The sequence below is a fragment of the Streptomyces sp. 8N114 genome, from assembly GCF_052245835.1.
Taxonomy (GTDB): Bacteria; Actinomycetota; Actinomycetes; order Streptomycetales; family Streptomycetaceae; genus Streptomyces.
On sequence record NZ_JBQQBT010000001.1, the window covers coordinates 253,882 to 271,011 of the forward strand.

A 17,130-nucleotide genomic window follows, 5' to 3' on the forward strand; every position below is an offset into this window, starting at 1 on the left:
CCGTCGCGCTCCCGCCCCGGCGCGGGCCGGTGGTCCCACCCAAGGTGCAAGCCGCGCTCCAGCCGTTCGGGAGCTGTCGGCGAACCTCTCAGGTTCCGATGACAGATGGGGAGGACATCCGCGTCATACCCCTTGTGGGGACTCATTGGGACTCTGGAGCCTGCATGACTGAGCCACCGGCCACCCGTAAGACCGCGCTGGACGCCACACACCGGGCGCTGGGCGCCACCATGACCGACTTCGCGGGCTGGGACATGCCGCTGCGCTACGGCAGCGAGCGCGAGGAGCATCTGGCCGTGCGCTCGGCCGCCGGACTCTTCGACCTCTCCCATATGGGTGAGATCACTCTCACCGGACCGCAGGCGGGCGAGCTGCTGGACTACGCGCTGGTGGGCAACCTGTCCAAGCTGGCCGTCGGCCGCGCCCGCTACACCATGATCTGCGACGAGAACGGCGGCATTCTCGACGACCTGATCGTCTACCGGCTGGGCGAGCAGGACGAGCTGGAGTATCTGGTCGTCGCCAACGCGGCCAACGCCCAGACCGTCCTCGACGCGCTGGTCGAGCGGCAGGACGGGTACGGCGCCGAGGTGCGGGACGACCGCGACAAATACGCGCTGATCGCCGTCCAGGGGCCGACCGCCGCGGGCATCCTCAAGAAGCTGACCGGCTTCGACGTGGAGGGGCTGCGTTACTACGCGGGCGAGCGCGACATCGTCGCCGGCAAGCCAGCACTCATCGCCCGTACGGGTTACACCGGCGAGGACGGCTTCGAGCTGTTCGTCGCCCCCGACGACGCCGTCGAGGTCTGGGAAGCGCTGACGGAGGCTGGCGGGGACGCCGGCCTGGTGCCCTGCGGGCTCAGCTGCCGCGACACGCTGCGCCTGGAGGCGGGCATGCCGCTGTACGGGCACGAACTGTCCACCTCGCTGACCCCGTTCGACGCGGGTCTGGGCAGGGTCGTCAAGTTCGAGAAGAAGACCAACGAGGGCCGCTTCGTGGGCCGCGACGCGCTGGCCGCCGCTGCCGAGAAGGCCAGGTCGGCGCCGCCGCGCAAGCTGGTCGGGCTGGTCGCCGAGGGGCGCCGGGTTCCGCGGGCCGGTTACCCCGTGGTCGCCGATGGCGCCGTTGTGGGCGAAATCACCTCCGGCGCGCCCTCCCCGACGCTGGGCAAGCCGATCGCCATGGCGTACGTGGACGCGGCGTACGCGGAACCCGGCACGAAGGGGGTCGCCGTGGACATCCGGGGCTCCCACGAGCCGTACGAGGTTGTGGCGTTGCCCTTCTACAAGAGGGACTGAGCCCTGGGAGGGTTGAGTCCTCGGAAGGGCCGAGCTCTTTCCGCCGGTGGCCCGTGCCGAGTTCGGGCCCCCGGTTCCACCTGCCAAGACCGTGTTCACTGCACCTTTCGTATCCGGGAGAATCAGACTCATGAGCAACCCCCAGCAGCTCCGCTACAGCAAGGAGCACGAGTGGCTGTCGGACGTCGAGGACGGCGTCGCGACGGTCGGCATCACCGAGCACGCCGCCAACGCGCTCGGTGACGTGGTTTTCGTCCAGCTTCCCGAGGTCGGCGACACCGTCACCGCGGGCGAGACCTGTGGCGAGCTGGAGTCCACCAAGTCCGTCAGCGACCTCTACTCCCCCGCCTCCGGTGAGATCACCGAGGTCAACCAGGACGTGGTGGACGACCCGGCGCTGGTGAACTCCGCCCCCTTCGAGGGCGGCTGGCTGTTCAAGGTGAGGATCTCCGAGGTGCCGGACGACCTGCTCTCGGCCGACGAGTACGCCGCTTTCGCCTCAGGCAGCTGAGGCGCCCGCCTCGGGTGACCGAGGTCCGCCTCGGATCACCCGAGGCCGCTTGCCCACCCCGCCGCCACTTCCCAGGGACGGTTCTTCCATGTCGCTTCTGAACGGTTCTCTCCACGAGGTCGACCCCGACGTCGCCGCCGCTGTCGACGCCGAACTCCACCGCCAGCAGTCCACCCTCGAGATGATCGCCTCGGAGAACTTCGCTCCGGTCGCCTCCATGGAGGCCCAGGGCTCGGTCCTCACCAACAAGTACGCCGAGGGCTACCCCGGCCGCCGGTACTACGGCGGCTGCGAGTACGTCGACGTGATCGAGAGCCTGGCCAGGGACCGCATCAAGGCGCTGTTCGGCGCCGAGGCCGCCAACGTACAGCCGCACTCCGGCGCGCAGGCGAACGCCGCCGCGATGTTCGCGCTGCTCAAGCCGGGCGACACCATCCTGGGGCTGGACCTGGCGCACGGTGGGCACCTCACCCACGGTATGAAGATCAACTTCTCCGGCAAGCTCTACAACGTCGTCGCCTACAAGGTCGACGACCAGACCAGCCGGATCGACATGGACGAGGTCGAGCGGCTGGCCAAGGAGCACCGCCCGCAGCTGATCATCGCGGGCTGGTCCGCCTACCCGCGCCAGCTCGACTTCGCCGCCTTCCGCCGGATCGCCGACGAGGTCGGCGCGTACCTGATGGTGGACATGGCACACTTCGCCGGCCTCGTGGCCGCGGGGCTGCACCCCAGCCCGGTGCCGTACGCGGACGTCGTCACGACCACCACGCACAAGACCCTGGGCGGCCCGCGCGGTGGGGTGATCCTGTCCAAGAAGGAGCTCGCCAAGAAGATCAACTCCGCGGTCTTCCCCGGCCAGCAGGGCGGTCCGCTGGAGCATGTGATCGCCGCGAAGGCCGTCGCCTTCAAGGTCGCCGCCAGCGACGACTTCAAGGACCGGCAGCGGCGTACGCTCTCCGGCGCGCACCTCCTCGCCGAGCGCCTGCTGCGCCCGGACACGGTGGAGGCCGGCGTCTCCGTACTGTCCGGCGGTACGGACGTCCACCTGGTCCTGGTCGACCTGCGCAACAGCGAGCTGGACGGGCAGCAGGCCGAGGACCGGCTGCACGACATCGGCATCACCGTCAACCGCAACGCCGTCCCCAACGACCCGCGGCCGCCGATGGTGACCTCCGGGCTGCGCATCGGGACGCCCGCGCTGGCAACCCGCGGTTTCCAGGACGAGGACTTCGCCGAGGTCGCCGACATCATCGCCGAGGCGCTGCTGCCGGGCTTCGACGACGCCAAGGGGAAGACCCTCGCCGCGCGCGTTGCCGCGCTTGCGGAGAAGCACCCGCTGTACCCCACCCTGGGTAAGTAGGACCCTCGCTGCCGGAGGGGCTGCTCCAGCCCCTCCGGCTTCCCGCACCACCGCCCGCACGACCCCTTCTGCGCCGCACCAAGAGACAACCCACTGGCCCCGCCAGGGCAGGAGCCGCACCATGGCAATCTCGGTCTTCGACCTGTTCTCGATCGGCATCGGCCCGTCGAGCTCCCACACCGTGGGCCCGATGCGCGCCGCCCGGATGTTCGCGCGGCGACTGAAGAACGAGGGCGCGCTGGCACACACGGCCTCCGTACGCGCCGAACTGTTCGGCTCCCTCGGCGCGACCGGCCACGGCCACGGCACCCCCAAGGCCGTACTGCTGGGCCTGGAGGGCGAGTCGCCGCGCACGGTCGACGTCGAGACGGCGGACGACCGCGTCGCACGTATCCGCGAGGAGGGCCGGCTCCGCCTCCTCGCCGTCGAAATAGGAGATGCCCACGAGATCCCGTTCGACGAGCGCACCCAGCTGATACTGCACCGGCGCCGCTCCCTGCCGTACCACGCCAACGGCATGACCCTCTTCGCCTACGACGGGGCCGGCACACCGCTGCTGGAGAAGACCTACTACTCGGTGGGCGGCGGCTTCGTCGTGGACGAGGACGCGGTCGGCGAGGACCGCATCAAACTGGACGACACCGTCCTGCGTCATCCTTTCCGCACCGGCGACGAACTGCTGCGCCTGACCCGGGAAACCGGGCTGTCGGTCTCCCGCTTGATGCTGGAGAACGAGAAGGCATGGCGCACCGAGGAAGAGATCCGTGCCGGGCTGCTGGAGATCTGGCAGGTCATGAGGGACTGCGTCGCCCGCGGCCTCTCCCAGGAGGGCATCCTGCCCGGCGGCCTGAAGGTCCGCCGCCGCGCCGCGACTTCGGCCCGCCAGCTGCGGGCCGAGGGCCAGGTCGAGGCGCACGCCATGGAGTGGACGACGCTGTACGCCATGGCCGTCAACGAGGAGAACGCGGCGGGCGGCCGCGTGGTGACCGCGCCGACCAACGGCGCGGCGGGCATCATCCCCGCCGTCCTGCACTACGCCCACCACTTCGTGCCCGGCGCCGACGACGACGCCGTCGTCCGCTTCCTGCTGGCCGCGGGCGCCATCGGCATGCTCTTCAAGCAGAACGCCTCCATCTCCGGTGCCGAGGTCGGCTGTCAGGGCGAGGTCGGCTCCGCCTGCTCGATGGCCGCGGGCGGCCTCGCCGAAATCCTCGGCGGCACCCCCGAACAGGTCGAGAACGCCGCCGAGATCGGCATCGAGCACAACCTCGGGCTGACCTGCGACCCGGTCGGCGGCCTGGTCCAGATCCCCTGCATCGAGCGCAACGGCATGGCCGCCGTCAAGGCGGTCACCGCGGCCCGCATGTCCCTGCGCGGCGACGGCCGCCACCATGTCTCCCTCGACAAGGCCATCAAGACCATGCGCGACACCGGTGCCGACATGAAGGTCAAGTACAAGGAGACCGCGCGGGGCGGGCTCGCGGTGAACGTCATCGAGTGCTGACGGGACCACCGCTGCGCAGGTGATGCGGAACGGGGCACCGAGCTGTGGCGCCGTAGGTCATGTGAGCGGCGTGCCATCGCCGCGGCTGGAGTTGGTCAATGCCTGTCCCCGGCCAGCAGTTGAGAGCAGAGGGTGTCGTACACCCATTGCTCCCACTTGGCCGGTGGCCATGCGCGGTCGCGGGTCAGGACCAGGAAGAGCTCGGGGCTGAGAACGGCGTAGATGATGTCCGCCGCCTCGTCGGTGGAGAGGGCGGGACGGGCGCCCGGCTTCGCTGTCAGGGACTTCGCCGCTGTTGAGATCACCGTGTACCGGGGGTCTGCCTTGTCCGGCCACAACTCCCGGATCTCCGGGTTGGTCGCTGCCGCGGCGCGGACCATCTCGGTGATGGCCGCGACGCGTTCGAGTGTCCTGCGGGTGCCGGCGACCAGGGCAGTCAGTGCGGACTCGGCGGTGGGCGCGGACGTGACCTCCGCGAACCACGGCCGGTCCATCGTCGGCACGGGTTCGTCGTCGCCTGCGATCGCGACATCGACGAGTTCCTTGAGCAGCGAGGGCTTGTTCCGGAAGACGAAGTAGATCGTTTGCACGGCCACGCCCGCCCGGCCTGCGATCTCCTGAAGCTTGGTCGCCCCGTAGCCCTGCTCGACGAAAAGCGCACCGGCCGCCTCGATGATCCGCCGACGTGTCTCCAGGGCCTTGCCGCCTCGTTTCCCCTTGCCCTCGCGCATGGTTGGAGTCTATATCTAGAGTTGAGCTCTAGAGGTGAGCTCTAATCCTTGGGGAGGCTGAGCCGTGCACGCCATCGCGAACCGTCAGCAGGCAGAGGCATGGAACGACTGGGAGGGCATCCACTGGGCCGAACATCCGGGGCGTTACAACGCGATGCTGGACGCGTTCAACGCACCCCTGTTCGCCGCCGCGGGCATCGCGGCCCGCGACCGGGTCCTCGACGTCGGCTGCGGCACCGGCCGAACGACGCGCATCGCCGCGCAGCAGGCGTATGACGGAAACGCCGTGGGCATCGACCTGTCCGTGCCGATGCTGGAACGGGCCCGCCGGGACGCCGTCCGTGAAGGTCTCGACAACGTCACCTTCGAGCGGGGTGACGCCCAGGTGCATCCGTTCCCTGACCGTGGGTTCGACGTCGTCCTCAGCCGCGGCGGTGTGATGTTCTTCGCCGACCCCGTCGCGGCCTTCACGCATCTCAGGAACGCGCTGGTGCCGGCCGGCCGACTTGCCTTCCTCGGCCCTCAGCCCGGGGGCCCGGACAGCGCCTATGCCCGTGCGACCGCCGCGCTTTCGCCGTACCTGCGGGAGCCGTCCCCCGCCGCCCGGGGTATGGGGTCGCTCGTCGACCCGGCGCGCATCCGCCAGGTGCTCGGCGCCGCCGGTTTCGCCGACATCGATGTGACCTCCGCCGAGGCTCCCATGAGCTTCGGTACCGACGCGGACGACGCCGCCGACTTCCTCTTCGCCATGGGCCCGACGCGCTACAACCTGCGCGATGTCGACCCGGCGACCATCGCCGGTATCCGTACCGAAGTACGCGAGGCGCTCAGGGAGTTCGAGACCACCGACGGTGTCCGCATCCCCGGGTCCGTCTGGATCGTCACTGCGTCGCCGGAGCGCATCTCTACGGTCGACCGCGCGGCATGGTGAGACGGCTCGGTCATCCGCGATGACGTGGTGACCTGGTCGATGGGCTCGCGCCGGGCGCTGTTCCTGGGGCACCCGGAGCGGCTCGCCAAAGGAGACGGCTGCCCAGAACAGGCCGAAAGAGCCGTGAACTTTCGGGTCGGGTGCCGCATCACACCTTGAGGGGGGCCGGCGCGGCTCGGGTACCGCAGAGACGGGCGTCGCCCCCGTGTTCAGGCAACCGATGCGCTGGCCGCCCTCGACCTCGTCGCCGGCGTCGTGCGATCGTCCCTACGCTCCCGGAAAGCTGCCGGTGGAGGGGCGGACGTGCACCGAGCGAGCACCAGGAGAGCTATGCAGTGCGATGCCTTCCCGGACATAGCGCCGACAGAGGCGAAGAAGAAGTCCTCGACGAAGAAGCCTGTTTCCCGGCGGGGCGTACTGGGCGTGTCCGGTGCTGCCCTGCTCGCTGCGGGGTGCTCAACCGGGCCGGACGACCATGGCGGTCGGCCCTCGGAGGGCGGAGACCTCGCCGAAGGGCCCGTCGGCGCGCTGGGGGCGAACTTCAACGAGGACGCCGCCAGCGTGACGTTCAGCGAGCTGCGGAACCTTGCCACCGGCTGGCTGCGCGGCTTCGTCCCTTTGCGGAAGCTCCCCGGCGACGCCGCTGAGCAGCCCGCCGTCAAAAAGCTGCTGACGGCTCATCACGACGGCTACGGCACGGTGCTCTCACTGAAGTTCCCGTTCAACCACCGGTCGTTACCAGAACCGGGCAGCGCCGCCATGGCGGTGCAGCTCTCCCGGGTCGACAAGGTGCTGGACACCGTCCTGGACACCGTCGACATCCTGGCCATAGGCAACGAGCCGTTCATCGAGAGCCTTCCCGAGGACCGCCGCTCGGGCGCGCTGAACAAGTTCTACGAGGAGGTCGCGGCGCATGTCATCGCGTACCGCAAGAAGCACTTCCCCAGGGGCTGCCGGACCCGGCTCTACATGGGGGCGCTCAACCACCTCGACAATCCGGAGAAGCGGACGGAGGCCACCGAGCGCTGGCTGTCCTTCACCCGCAGCACCCCGCAGATCGACGGCGTGGACATCCACCCGCATGTGTCCTCGCCGCAGGGGGTGCAGGCGTATCTCGACTACGTGCTTCCGCGGCTGCGCGAGGACCAGAAGTTCCTGGTGACCGAGTTCTCGCTGGTGCAGCTGTGGAAGCAGCACCTCGACGACCCCGTTCCCGCGCGGTTCGCGCGGAAGTACCGCCTGCCGCAGGACACCCCGGTGTGGAAGCTGATCAGGGATGCTCTCGAGGACCCCGTGCCGGAGGAGAAGTGGCGCGACTTCCTCTCCATGAGCCCCTGGTTCGAGAGTCACAAGCACTTCCTCCGCAACCAGGTGCGTAAGTTCCGGCACACAGGGCGCCTCGCCGTGGCCACCTACGGTGTCACCCAGGCCGCCGCCATGGCCCGGGACTTCGGGCCCCACAAGCAGCCGTGGCTGCTGAACAGCCTCTTCTCCAACCGCACCGTCGAACAGTCCCGCGACGGCCTGCCGGCCCGCACCTACGGGTTCTTCGACGACTTCCGCGCCCTCCAACGCGAGCAGGACCGCCGCCCGGTGCGGTTGCAGAAGGTCGCCACGTGAGGCGGGCGGTTGCGGCAGCGCCCGCAACCGCCCGCCGCAGCAACGGTGACCGGCCGCCCGCCCGTCAGGTGCGGGCGGCCGTGCTGGGCGCCCGGCGCTGCCGCGGGGGAGGCACCTGGTGGGATGCCGGCTCCGCGGTAAGCCCCGTCGCCTCCGGTACGTCGATCGAGTGGCCGCGCAGCCGCCGCGAGGTACGCCAGCCGCCGCAGCCCAGCTGGAAGTGCAGGTCCCAGATGCCGGGCGCCAGCGGACGGCCGTGGTCGGCCGTTGCGGGGTCGACGGTGAACTCCGCCTCGTACCGCAGCGTGCAGACGTCCTCCCCGTGACGACCCGCACCCGACAGCCGCCCTCCCGGCCGACCGGTCAGCCGTGCGGCCAGGCGCGCGGTCAGCCGCACGGCCAGGCGCGCCGACTTCCGGCAGGCCGCCCTGATTCGGGCGGTCCGCCCTCCCGGCCGGGAGTCCTCTCCCCCCGCGACCGGGACCTCCGCCACGCGCCAAGTGGTAGCCAGATTCAGCACGGTGCCGCCCTCGCGGTGCCGGAGCTGGCCGCGGATGTTGCTGCGCCGTACGGCCTTGGCGAAGTCGGCCCGTGCGGCGACCGCGTCCACGGCGGCCACTCGCGGGGGCAGCCGCAGCACACGGCGGTCGCCGTGGCGGGTGAAAGCGAGGGGAGCAGAGCCCCGCCCCCTCCCCCGGCCGCTGTCACGTCGTACCAGGTAGGTCGAACAGCGGACCGTGAGCTGCCCCTCCCGCCACCACGCCGACTCCACGCGCGGCCGGTGCCCGACTCCGGCTTCGAACCGCGCCTGCTCCTCCAGGAGCGTGCGGTCGCCGTGCCGGGCGAGGGCTGCGACGATCCGCAGCCGGGTGGGCAGTGCGGTGTCCGTTTCCGGGGGCAGTTCGGCGGCCAGCGCCCCGACGGCTTCGATCCACTCGGCCCTGCGCTCCTCGGGCTGGTCCAGCAGCCGCTGCCCGGCGATACGGTCGAGCGCCTTCTTGCCGTACCACTTGGCCACCAGCCGGTTCCGGTGCCGGCCCGGCGGCACGTAGGTGTCGGGCGCTTCGAGGACGGCGAGGACCCGGCGGATGCTCTCGACGTACGGGCGGGGCTCGATGGTCCGGTAGCTGACGTTGTGCTTGCCGTCGGAGTGCCGCACCCAGTGGTAGCAGGTGTAGTCGTGCACCGTGGCCACCCGGTCGGTGAGGAGGAAGGCGCGCAGGGTGAACATGTGGTCCTCCAGGCGCACCTTGCCCTCCGGGAAACGCAGCCGGTGTTCACGCAGGAAGGCGCGGCGGAAGAGCTTGTGCACGGTCATCGAGGCCAGCAGTGCGGTGTCGGTACGCAGGTCGCCGGAGGTCATCGGCTGCTCGAACAGGGTCCGCGGCGCGCGCCGGCCGTGCCCGGCCATCCGGCCGATGACGATGTCGGCGCCGGTCTCCCGCGCCCGCGCGTACATCCGCTCCAGGGCCTCGGGCGCGAGCCGGTCGTCGTCGTCCACGTAGTGCACGAACTCGCCCCGGGCCAGATCCGTCCCGATGTTGCGGGGGCGTCCGGGCCAGCCGGAGTGCTCGGTACGCACCACGCGCGCCGTCGCCTCGGCGCCCTGCTCGGCTATCTCGGCCTCCAGCAGTGCGACGGTGCCGTCGCTCGACTCGTCGTCCACGTAGATGATCTCGAACTGGGCACGGGGCATGGTCTGCGCGAGGAAGGAGCGCAACCCGGTCAGCACCGTCTCCCCGGTGTTGTACGTGGGGACGACGATGCTGACCTTGACGGACTCCTGACTGGCTGCGGGTGTTGCGGTATGCACTGCGGCGGTCTTCCTCCGGTCGTCTGCGGCGTCCCGCCCGGGTGTCCCGTCCCCCGCGGTCTCAATCCCCCAAGACGGGAAGCGCCCCGAAGAAGCGCGGGGACGGCAGTCAGTGCGGCTTCAACGGGATTTCGCACCACACCCGTTTACCGTTGCCGCGCGGTTCGACTCCCCAGTCGGTGGCGAGCTCCTCGATGAGCATCAGGCCGCGCCCCGAGGTGGACTGCTCCGTGGCGGCCCGGCGTTGCGGGGAGGTCGGTGAGGTGTCGGTGACGGTGATACGGAGGGCACGGCCGCCGTTGCGGACCGGCCGGGCGGTCAGGGTGGCGTCGCCTTCGGTGTGCAGCAGCGCGTTGGTTGCCATCTCGCTGGCGAGCAGCTCGGCGGTGTCGGCGAGGGAGCCGAGGGACCAGCGGTGCAGCGCCGTACGCAGGGCGTGCCGTGCCGCATGCAGGGATCCCGGGTCGCTGGGGGAGATGGTGACGGCCATCTGCGGTGCGGCGGCCCGTCTGCCGGAGGCGCGCCGCAGCAGCAGGAGGGCGACATCGTCCTCCTCTCCGGTGAAGTCCCCCATGGTGCGCAGCAGATGGTCGGCGAGGTTGTCGGGGCGTACCGGGCCGGCCCGTACCGCGTCCAGGAGCTTCGCCCGCCCCTCGTCGATGTCCTGGGTACGGGACTCGATGAGGCCGTCGGTGAACAGCAGCAGCGTGGAGCCGGGCTCCACCACCGTCTCGGACATCCTGTACGGGGGCTGGGCACCCGGCGCCGTCAGTCCGAGGGGCAGCCCGCCGGGGACGTCGACCCATACGCAGCTGCCGTCCGGGCGGCGCAGCACAGGCTCCAGGTGACCGGCGCGGACGCTGACGGCGACACCGGTGCGGGGGTCGAACAGGACGAGGAGGCAGGTGGCGAACCGGTCGGTGTCCAGTTCGGCGAGGAAGGACGAGGCGCGGGCCATGACCGTGAGCGGCGGGTGCCCCTCGGCGGCGTAGGCGCGCAGCGCGATCCGCAGCTGCCCCATCACGGCGGCGGCGGTCACGTCGTGCCCCTGAACGTCGCCGACGATCGCGGCGATCCGGCCGTCCGGCAGCGTGACGGCGTCGTACCAGTCGCCGCCGATGCCGCCGCGGGCCCGCGCGGGCCGGTAGCGGGTCGCCATGCCCAGCCCTGCCACATGCGGGATGTGCCCGGGGAGCATCGCCGTCTGAAGACCGGCGGCCAGCTCGTGCTCCTGGTCGAAGAGCAGGGCCCGCTGGAGGGACTGGGCGATGGTGCTGCTGAGCGCGGTCAGCAGGGTGCGCTCGTCGTGGGTGAAGCGGGTCTTGCCCTCGTAGGTGAGGCCCACGGCGCCGATGGCGGTGTCGTGCGCGATCAGCGGGAGGTAGACGGCGGCGGTGGCTTCGGGCACCAGCTTCAGATATCGGCGCAGTCCCGGGTAGCGCTGGGCGAACTGCTCGCGGTCCGTCACAAAGACCGGCTCCCGGGTGCGGACCGCCTCGGTGAGCGGCAGCGGGGCGCCGATGCGGGCCAGGTGGAAGTCGCGGATGACCTCGTCCGGGACGCCGTTGGAGCCCACCAGCCCTATCCGTCCGCTGTCGGCCAGGCCCAGGATGATGCTGGCCGCGCCGAGCCGCTGCACCAGCCGGGTGGCGGTGAGCGCCTCGGCGACGTCGTCCACCGTGACGGTGGGGGCGAGGGCGTCGTTGACGTGGCCCACGAGGTCGGCCTGCCGGCGCCGGTCGCTCTTGGCCTGCCGCAGCTCCCGCGTCTGATCGATGGCCTGGAGTTCCTGGCTGGCGTCCCGGATGATCCCGATGACCTGCGCAGGTGTGCCCTTCTCGTCGCTGATGACGGTGGCCTGGGAGTGCGTCCAGCGCAGCGATCCGTCAGGGTGGCGGACCCGGAAGTAGAGGCTGTAGCCGGTCCGCGTCTTCAGGGCGCGGCCGACGTGCGCCTGGATCTCGGGCAGTTCCTGGGGCAGCATGCGCTCGGCGATGGTGCCGGGGCGGTTGTCGTACTCCCCCGGCTTGAACCCGAGGACGGTCAGACCGGCATCGTCGTACCGCATCTCACCGGTGTTCAGGTCCCAGCAGAAGCTGCCCATCCCGTTGACGGCCAGCGCGACGTGGGCGGCAACCGGTGGATCGCCGCGCTGCGTGGGCCCCGTGCTCGGTTGGCGGAAGCGGTGCATCGCTGTCTCCCGATCGCGTGGCCCCGGTGCCTGGGTCCCCGCTCAGCGACAGCCGCGGCGGCGCGCTGGGCGGGACCACCTCCCCATGATGCGGGCAGCCGACCACCGTCGCCCGTCGAGTGGTGCGCCTGGGGCAAAGCGCTCCCACGTCTCGGCAGCCAGAGGCCCCCGCGCTGCTGGTGGCGGGGGTCCGGCTCGCCGTCCCCGGCGGCCGGGATCAGGGCTCGCGGACCGGTGTCGGGGCTCGCGGGCCGGGATCAGGGCTTGCCGCGGGCCTGGCTGGCGGCCTTCTCTGCGGCGGCCGACTCCGAGTCGTGCGGGCCCGTCGACAGCTTGCCGCCGGAGCTTTCGATATGGGCGCGGACGAACCACTGGAAGAGCTCCAGCTTCCGCAGGTGCTCGATGAGCAGGTCCTGGGTGACCAGGTCCGAGGTGTCGGTGGCCTCGACCGCCTTGCGATGGTCCTCGATCACACCGGTGTAGACGACGTCGAGGGCACCGAGGTGTTCGATGGCCTCGGCCCGGCCGAGCGAGTAGTCGCCCCAGGTCCGCTCGGCGACCAGCACCCCCGGGGTGCCCCAGGGCGAGCCGCCCAGCGTCGAGATGCGCTCGGCCGTGTTGTCGATCATCTCGCGGACCGCCTCGACCTGTGGATCGAGCATCTCGTGAACGGCGATGAAGTGTGGTCCGATCACGTTCCAGTGCACGTGCTTCAGCGTCAGCGCCAGGTCGTTGAGAGCGTGCAGCCGCATCCGCAGAAGCTGGATGACGCTGCCACCGTCGGCCGTGGACATTCCCGGGACGGTGTAGGACGGCTTCGAACCGTTGGTGGATGCGTGGTGGGGTGCCACGGTGCGCTCCAATCTCGGGGGGAATACGTAGGGAGAGCGGGGCCGGCCTGTCGGCTGGCGTTCGCGCGGCGGTCAGTCGCTCGGCGAGTGCCGCTCCTGCGCGGCCGCGTACGCGTACTGGAGGAAGTCCGAGCCCGCGACGGCCGCCAGACCGGTCATGCAGCATGCGGAGGCCGCCGCACGACGCGGGCAGGCCCGGCGTGCGGCGGGCGCTCCTCAGCGGGACGGTCAGCGGCCGAGGGCGCGCCGGAGCTCGTCCTTGTTCATGTTGGAGCGGCCCTCGACGCCGCGCTGCCTGGCCTCGTTGTAGAGCTGGTCACGGGTGGGACCGGCGGGGCCGGTGCGGTTGCCGGAGCGCTGGCCGCCGCGCTTGGGCGCCGGCTTGTCCTGCACGGAGGTGCGGCTGGCCCTCTTGGACTCGCCTTTCTGGGCACGCTCCTTGTTCACCGTGCGGGCCGCGATCTCCTTGGCCCGGCCCGTGGAGGTGCCCCGACGCTGGGCGCCCTCCTTGATGTGCTCGTACTGGCGCTCACGCTTGCGGCTGGACCCTGCAGGCATGGTTCCTCCGTAATCTCTGCGGTCTGGGGCTTTCGCGGTCGGTGCCATCGATCACTTGTCCACTATCGGCACTTTCGACCGTTTCCATCCTCCGCCTTCGCGGTCCGGACGGCGACCGCACCGACGCGGCTTCCACCCCCGGGTTCCACGCACGTAAGGCACCACACGTGCCACCCGGCATGGTGGGCAAGCTTCGCAGTCCAGCGGGGGACGCGCCCCGTAAGGGGCGTGGGGAACTGCGCGATCAGCCACAACGCGCCCGCAGTCCGCGTCCTTCGGGCAGGGGCAGCCCTTCACCGGACCAACGGAGGGGCCCGCAAGATCCGCCGGGCCAGCCCTCTAGCGGTGTTCCATCAGCAGCACCAGGCACGTCCCCGGCGCCAACGCCTCACACAGGTGCGGTACGTCGCCCGGATAGCTGACGCAGTCGCCGGGCCCGAGCTCCACCGGGTCGTCCGCGGCACCGATGCGCGCCCGGCCCGAGGCGACGACGGCGTGCTCGTACGTGCCGGGTGAGTGCGGTTCGGAGGTGCGGGGCGCACCCGGCTCGACGTACACGGTGTACAGATCCCTGCGCGCGCCCGGCGGGCAGGCGGACAACAGGGTTGCCACGTACTGCGCCTGCTCGGACGGGACGGCGATGCCCTCCCCCTTGCGCAGCACCCGGGAGCGCGGGCGGGGCGGATCGACGAGCCTGCTGAACGGCACGTCCAGCGCGACGCCGAGCGCCCACAGCGTCTCCACGCTGGGGTTCCCGGTGCCGGCCTCCAGCTGCGAGAGCGTCGACTTGGCGATTCCGGCCCGCTTGGCGAGCTCGGTGAGGGAGAGCCCGGCGCCGGTGCGCTCCGCGCGGATGGCGGCGGCGATACGGGCGAGGGGCGGCCGGGCTGCGTCCCCGGGCGCTGGGCGGGGCGAGGGCGGTTCGGCGTTTCGGTCCACCGGTTCTCCTTGACGAACATTCATCGGGCTGTTCACTATATCGCCCATGCGTTCGCCACAGAGAACACCCGGGACGAGCCCCGGCCGGCTCCCGCTGCGGGAGATCACCGTGCTCGCGATCGCCATCGGCCTGGTCGGGCTCTCCTTCGGCGCCGTCGCGGTCTCCCGGGGCGAGCCGCCATGGGTGCCGCTGTCGATGTCGCTGACCGTCTTCGCCGCCGGGGCCCAGTTCGCCTCCCTCGACCTGGCGCTCGGCGGCGCCGGGACAGCTGCTGCCGTCACCGCCGGACTGGTGCTCAACGCCCGGCTGGCGCTCTTCGGCTTCGCGCTGCCCGACGTGCACGGCGAGCGCAGGGGCGCGCGGTTGTGGGGCAGCCAGCTGCTGGTCGACCAGTCGGCCGCGCTCGCCCTGGCGGAACGCGATCCGGCGCGCCGCCGCGCCGTCTTCCTCGCCTGCGGCGGTGCGCTCTACCTCGCCTGGAACCTCGGCACCCTGCTCGGCGTACTGGCAGGCCGCACCCTGAGCGACCCGGGTGCGCTGGGACTGGACGCCGCCGAACCCATCGTGCTGCTCGCCCTGGTGCTGCCCGCACTCCGGCGCGGCCGGAGCGGGAGCGCGGAGGAGAACGGCGCCGCCACCCGGCGGGCCGCACTCGCCGGGGCGGTACTGGCACTCGTGGCGACTCCGTTCCTGCCGCCGGGCACGCCAGTGCTGCTGGCCTTGCTGGGCCTGCTGGCGCGAGGTGCGCGCAAGGCGTCACCCCGCCCGGAAGGAGGTTCGGTATGACGCTCGTCGCCATATCCCTGCTGGCGGCCGGCACCTACGGGCTGCGGCTGTGCGGCCCCGTGCTGCGCGCTCGTACGGAAATCCCGGCCCGGGCCCAGCAGTTGCTGACGGATGCGGCGACCGTGCTGCTCTGCGCCCTGATCGCCACCTCGGCGCTGATGGAGGGGCAGGGTTTCGCCGGCTGGTCGCGTCCGGCCGGCGTGCTGGCGGGCGCCACCCTGGCGTGGTTCCGGGCGCCGTTCCTGGGCACCGTGCTGGGTGCCGCGGCGGTCACCGCGGGGCTGCGCTGGGCGGGGGTGACATAGCGGCCTGACGGGGGCTCAGTCCGCGGACCGCATCTCGAACCAGGTGGTCTTGCCGCGGGGCAGCAGGTCCACGCCCCAGCGTTCGGCCAGGGTGTCCACCAGGAAGAGCCCGCGGCCGCTGGTGTCCAGCTCGCCGACCGGCAGCAGGCAGGGCAGCCCGCGCGAGGGGTCGCGGACCTCGACACGGAGCCGGCCCGAGCGGAGCAGCATCCGGATGCCGATGGTGTGTGCGCCGGTGTGCCGCACCGCATTGCCGACCAGCTCGGAGACCAGCAGCACGGTGTACTCGGTGCGCTGCGCCGAGAGGGCCCAGCGCTGCCGGAGGACCGCCTCGGCGAGCCGACGGGCCAGACGCGCGGATTCCGGGAGGTTCGGCAGCGGCACCTCCCGTACGGTCGGATCGCCCACCCGGTCGAGAACGGTACTCACCGGCTCGGCGCACCACGTCCGTGCCGGGTCTTCCGGAACCCGCTCGGTCACACTCGCCACATCTCCCTGACCCGCCATGCCCCCATCATGGCGGCAGGTGAGAGCCCCTGGGGGCGGTTCGGCGGTTTCCGAAAAGGCGGACCTGCGCCGTCCACAGCGCACGCCCGCGGCCCCACGCCACCGCTGCCCCGCGCATATGCCCTCTGACCAGTAATGACACCCTGCATACAAGTGATCACCACCCGCCACAAGCCAGCCCCGACCCGCCCCGGCCAATTCCCTCACACGGTGGCGCCCGCCACCCCCGACCACCCCACCCGGAGCGCGCCCCGTAAGGGGCGCGGGGAACTGCTCCCCTGGGGGTACCTCCTGGCCGGAGGCTGGGGGACTCCGGCCAGGAGGTGCCCCCACAAGCCACGACAAACCCGCAGCCCGCCCGCCAGGGCAAGGGGCACCCCCTCCCCGGAACAACGGGGGCCCAGCGCTAGCGGAACCGCGCCTTGCCGGGCCCCTCCTCAACAAAGCTGCGCATACCGATCTCCCGATCCTCCGTCGCGAACAGCCCAGCAAACCAGTTCCGTTCGATCGCGAGGCCCGTTTCGATGTCCGTCTCAAGACCGAAGTCGACCGACTCCTTGGCCGCCCGCAGGGCCAGCGCCGGGCCGCGCGCGAGCCGCGCGGCCCAGGCGTGCGCCTGCTCGTAGACCTCGGCGTCCGGCACCACATGGTCGACCAGTCCGATCCGAGCGGCCTCGTCCGCCGCGACCGTCCGCCCGGTGAAAATCAGATCCTTCGCCTTGGCCGGGCCCACCAGCCGGGACAGCCGCTGGGTACCGCCGGCGCCGGGGATCAGCCCCAGCATGATCTCCGGCTGGCCCAACTTGGCGCTCTCCCCCGCGAACCGGACGTCCGCGCACAGCGCCAGCTCGCAGCCGCCGCCGAGCGCATAGCCGGTGACGGCCGCGGCGACGGGCTTGGGGATGCGCGCGACGGCGGTGAACGCCTCCTGGAGCCCGCGGGAGCGCACAACCATCGCGGCGTGGTCCATCTCGCGCATCTCTTTGATGTCCGCGCCGGCCGCGAAGACCTTCGCGCCGCCGTAGAGCACCACGGCACGTACGTCCTCGCGGCGTGCCGCCTCCTCGGCGAGTTCGCGCAGCAGGTCCTGGGTGGCGATGTCGAGGGCGTTCATCTTCGGCCGGTCGAGCCGGATGGTGCCGACGCCGTCGGCGACCTCGAGGCGCGCGGTGGCGCCGGGTTCGTTGTCCGTCATGCAGGGAAGGTTAACGGCCGTTA

General features: G+C 71.3%; 16 protein-coding genes. 8 read left to right on the forward strand and 8 right to left on the reverse strand.

The window, feature by feature from the left end:
* Window positions 1–164 precede the first annotated feature (164 nt).
* The 4 genes from gcvT to ACTWQF_RS01095 all read left to right on the forward strand — a co-directional run bounded on the left by gcvT (window position 165) and on the right by ACTWQF_RS01095 (window position 4,679).
* Window positions 165–1,301 carry a glycine cleavage system aminomethyltransferase GcvT gene (gene gcvT / locus ACTWQF_RS01080; RefSeq protein ID WP_443276149.1) on the forward strand — a complete coding sequence of 379 codons (1,137 nt, stop codon included), beginning with the start codon at window positions 165–167 and terminating at the stop codon, window positions 1,299–1,301.
* A gap of 130 nt (window positions 1,302–1,431) precedes the next feature.
* Window positions 1,432–1,812, forward strand: coding sequence for a glycine cleavage system protein GcvH (gene gcvH / locus ACTWQF_RS01085; protein ID WP_443276151.1), 381 nt, complete (start codon window positions 1,432–1,434; stop codon window positions 1,810–1,812).
* 88 nt (window positions 1,813–1,900) lie between these two features.
* Window positions 1,901–3,175 carry a serine hydroxymethyltransferase gene (gene glyA, locus ACTWQF_RS01090; RefSeq protein ID WP_443276152.1) on the forward strand — a complete coding sequence of 425 codons (1,275 nt, stop codon included), beginning with the start codon at window positions 1,901–1,903 and terminating at the stop codon, window positions 3,173–3,175.
* Window positions 3,176–3,296: 121 nt separating this feature from the next.
* Window positions 3,297–4,679: an L-serine ammonia-lyase gene (locus ACTWQF_RS01095; RefSeq protein WP_443276154.1), complete on the forward strand. Its 1,383-nt coding sequence runs from the start codon at window positions 3,297–3,299 to the stop codon at window positions 4,677–4,679.
* Window positions 4,680–4,774: 95 nt separating this feature from the next.
* Here ACTWQF_RS01095 and ACTWQF_RS01100 read toward each other — a convergent pair whose 3' ends face one another.
* Window positions 4,775–5,410: a TetR/AcrR family transcriptional regulator gene (locus tag ACTWQF_RS01100; RefSeq protein WP_443276156.1), complete on the reverse strand. Its 636-nt coding sequence runs from the start codon at window positions 5,408–5,410 to the stop codon at window positions 4,775–4,777.
* A 64-nt stretch (window positions 5,411–5,474) separates the two neighbouring features.
* On the opposite strand from ACTWQF_RS01100, the gene ACTWQF_RS01105 reads away from it, so the two are divergent.
* The gene (locus ACTWQF_RS01105) at window positions 5,475–6,341 is read left to right on the forward strand and encodes a class I SAM-dependent methyltransferase (RefSeq protein ID WP_443276158.1); all 867 of its coding nucleotides are present in this window, start codon (window positions 5,475–5,477) and stop codon (window positions 6,339–6,341) included.
* Between the two features lie 330 nt (window positions 6,342–6,671).
* Complete coding sequence (locus tag ACTWQF_RS01110; RefSeq protein WP_443276160.1) at window positions 6,672–7,961, forward strand: hypothetical protein; 1,290 nt, start codon at window positions 6,672–6,674, stop codon at window positions 7,959–7,961.
* A gap of 64 nt (window positions 7,962–8,025) precedes the next feature.
* Here ACTWQF_RS01110 and ACTWQF_RS01115 read toward each other — a convergent pair whose 3' ends face one another.
* The 5 genes from ACTWQF_RS01115 to ACTWQF_RS01135 all read right to left on the reverse strand — a co-directional run bounded on the left by ACTWQF_RS01115 (window position 8,026) and on the right by ACTWQF_RS01135 (window position 14,313).
* Window positions 8,026–9,774, reverse strand: a complete 1,749-nt coding sequence (locus tag ACTWQF_RS01115) for a glycosyltransferase family 2 protein (RefSeq protein ID WP_443276162.1) — start codon at window positions 9,772–9,774, stop codon at window positions 8,026–8,028.
* Between the two features lie 109 nt (window positions 9,775–9,883).
* The gene (locus ACTWQF_RS01120; RefSeq protein WP_443276164.1) at window positions 9,884–11,965 is read right to left on the reverse strand and encodes a SpoIIE family protein phosphatase; all 2,082 of its coding nucleotides are present in this window, start codon (window positions 11,963–11,965) and stop codon (window positions 9,884–9,886) included.
* A 257-nt stretch (window positions 11,966–12,222) separates the two neighbouring features.
* Window positions 12,223–12,759 (reverse strand): Dps family protein, encoded by a 537-nt coding sequence (locus ACTWQF_RS01125; protein WP_443276165.1) that lies wholly within the window; start codon window positions 12,757–12,759, stop codon window positions 12,223–12,225.
* Window positions 12,760–13,044: 285 nt separating this feature from the next.
* A complete protein-coding gene (locus ACTWQF_RS01130) occupies window positions 13,045–13,374 on the reverse strand; it encodes a plasmid stabilization protein (RefSeq protein WP_443276167.1) in 330 nt (109 codons plus the stop codon).
* Between the two features lie 339 nt (window positions 13,375–13,713).
* On the reverse strand, window positions 13,714–14,313 hold the full coding sequence (locus tag ACTWQF_RS01135; protein ID WP_443276169.1) for a helix-turn-helix domain-containing protein: 600 nt from the start codon (window positions 14,311–14,313) through the stop codon (window positions 13,714–13,716).
* Between the two features lie 46 nt (window positions 14,314–14,359).
* On the opposite strand from ACTWQF_RS01135, the gene ACTWQF_RS01140 reads away from it, so the two are divergent.
* Both ACTWQF_RS01140 and ACTWQF_RS01145 read left to right on the forward strand, forming a co-directional pair.
* A complete protein-coding gene (locus ACTWQF_RS01140; protein WP_443276171.1) occupies window positions 14,360–15,100 on the forward strand; it encodes an AzlC family ABC transporter permease in 741 nt (246 codons plus the stop codon).
* Window positions 15,097–15,405: an AzlD domain-containing protein gene (locus ACTWQF_RS01145; protein WP_443276173.1), complete on the forward strand. Its 309-nt coding sequence runs from the start codon at window positions 15,097–15,099 to the stop codon at window positions 15,403–15,405. The genes ACTWQF_RS01140 and ACTWQF_RS01145 overlap by 4 nt, the downstream gene beginning before the upstream one ends.
* A gap of 15 nt (window positions 15,406–15,420) precedes the next feature.
* Here the strand turns inward: ACTWQF_RS01145 and ACTWQF_RS01150 are convergent, their stop codons facing one another.
* Entirely contained in the window at window positions 15,421–15,912 is a 492-nt protein-coding gene (locus ACTWQF_RS01150; RefSeq protein ID WP_443276175.1) for an ATP-binding protein, read from the reverse strand.
* A 406-nt stretch (window positions 15,913–16,318) separates the two neighbouring features.
* A complete protein-coding gene (locus ACTWQF_RS01155) occupies window positions 16,319–17,107 on the reverse strand; it encodes an enoyl-CoA hydratase/isomerase family protein (RefSeq protein ID WP_443276177.1) in 789 nt (262 codons plus the stop codon).
* Window positions 17,108–17,130: the final 23 nt, after the last annotated feature.

What these genes read in the sequence shown, in the direction of transcription:
- gcvT (WP_443276149.1), top strand. Translation starts at nt 165, where the DNA reads ATGACTGAGCCACCGGCCACCCGTAAGACCGCGCTGGACGCCACACAC.
- gcvH (WP_443276151.1), top strand. Translation starts at nt 1,432, where the DNA reads ATGAGCAACCCCCAGCAGCTCCGCTACAGCAAGGAGCACGAGTGGCTG.
- glyA (WP_443276152.1), top strand. Translation starts at nt 1,901, where the DNA reads ATGTCGCTTCTGAACGGTTCTCTCCACGAGGTCGACCCCGACGTCGCC.
- ACTWQF_RS01095 (WP_443276154.1), top strand. Translation starts at nt 3,297, where the DNA reads ATGGCAATCTCGGTCTTCGACCTGTTCTCGATCGGCATCGGCCCGTCG.
- ACTWQF_RS01100 (WP_443276156.1), bottom strand. Translation starts at nt 5,410, where the DNA reads ATGCGCGAGGGCAAGGGGAAACGAGGCGGCAAGGCCCTGGAGACACGT.
- ACTWQF_RS01110 (WP_443276160.1), top strand. Translation starts at nt 6,672, where the DNA reads ATGCAGTGCGATGCCTTCCCGGACATAGCGCCGACAGAGGCGAAGAAG.
- ACTWQF_RS01120 (WP_443276164.1), bottom strand. Translation starts at nt 11,965, where the DNA reads ATGCACCGCTTCCGCCAACCGAGCACGGGGCCCACGCAGCGCGGCGAT.
- ACTWQF_RS01125 (WP_443276165.1), bottom strand. Translation starts at nt 12,759, where the DNA reads ATGTCCACGGCCGACGGTGGCAGCGTCATCCAGCTTCTGCGGATGCGG.
- ACTWQF_RS01130 (WP_443276167.1), bottom strand. Translation starts at nt 13,374, where the DNA reads ATGCCTGCAGGGTCCAGCCGCAAGCGTGAGCGCCAGTACGAGCACATC.
- ACTWQF_RS01140 (WP_443276171.1), top strand. Translation starts at nt 14,360, where the DNA reads ATGCGTTCGCCACAGAGAACACCCGGGACGAGCCCCGGCCGGCTCCCG.
- ACTWQF_RS01145 (WP_443276173.1), top strand. Translation starts at nt 15,097, where the DNA reads ATGACGCTCGTCGCCATATCCCTGCTGGCGGCCGGCACCTACGGGCTG.
- ACTWQF_RS01150 (WP_443276175.1), bottom strand. Translation starts at nt 15,912, where the DNA reads ATGGCGGGTCAGGGAGATGTGGCGAGTGTGACCGAGCGGGTTCCGGAA.
- ACTWQF_RS01155 (WP_443276177.1), bottom strand. Translation starts at nt 17,107, where the DNA reads ATGACGGACAACGAACCCGGCGCCACCGCGCGCCTCGAGGTCGCCGAC.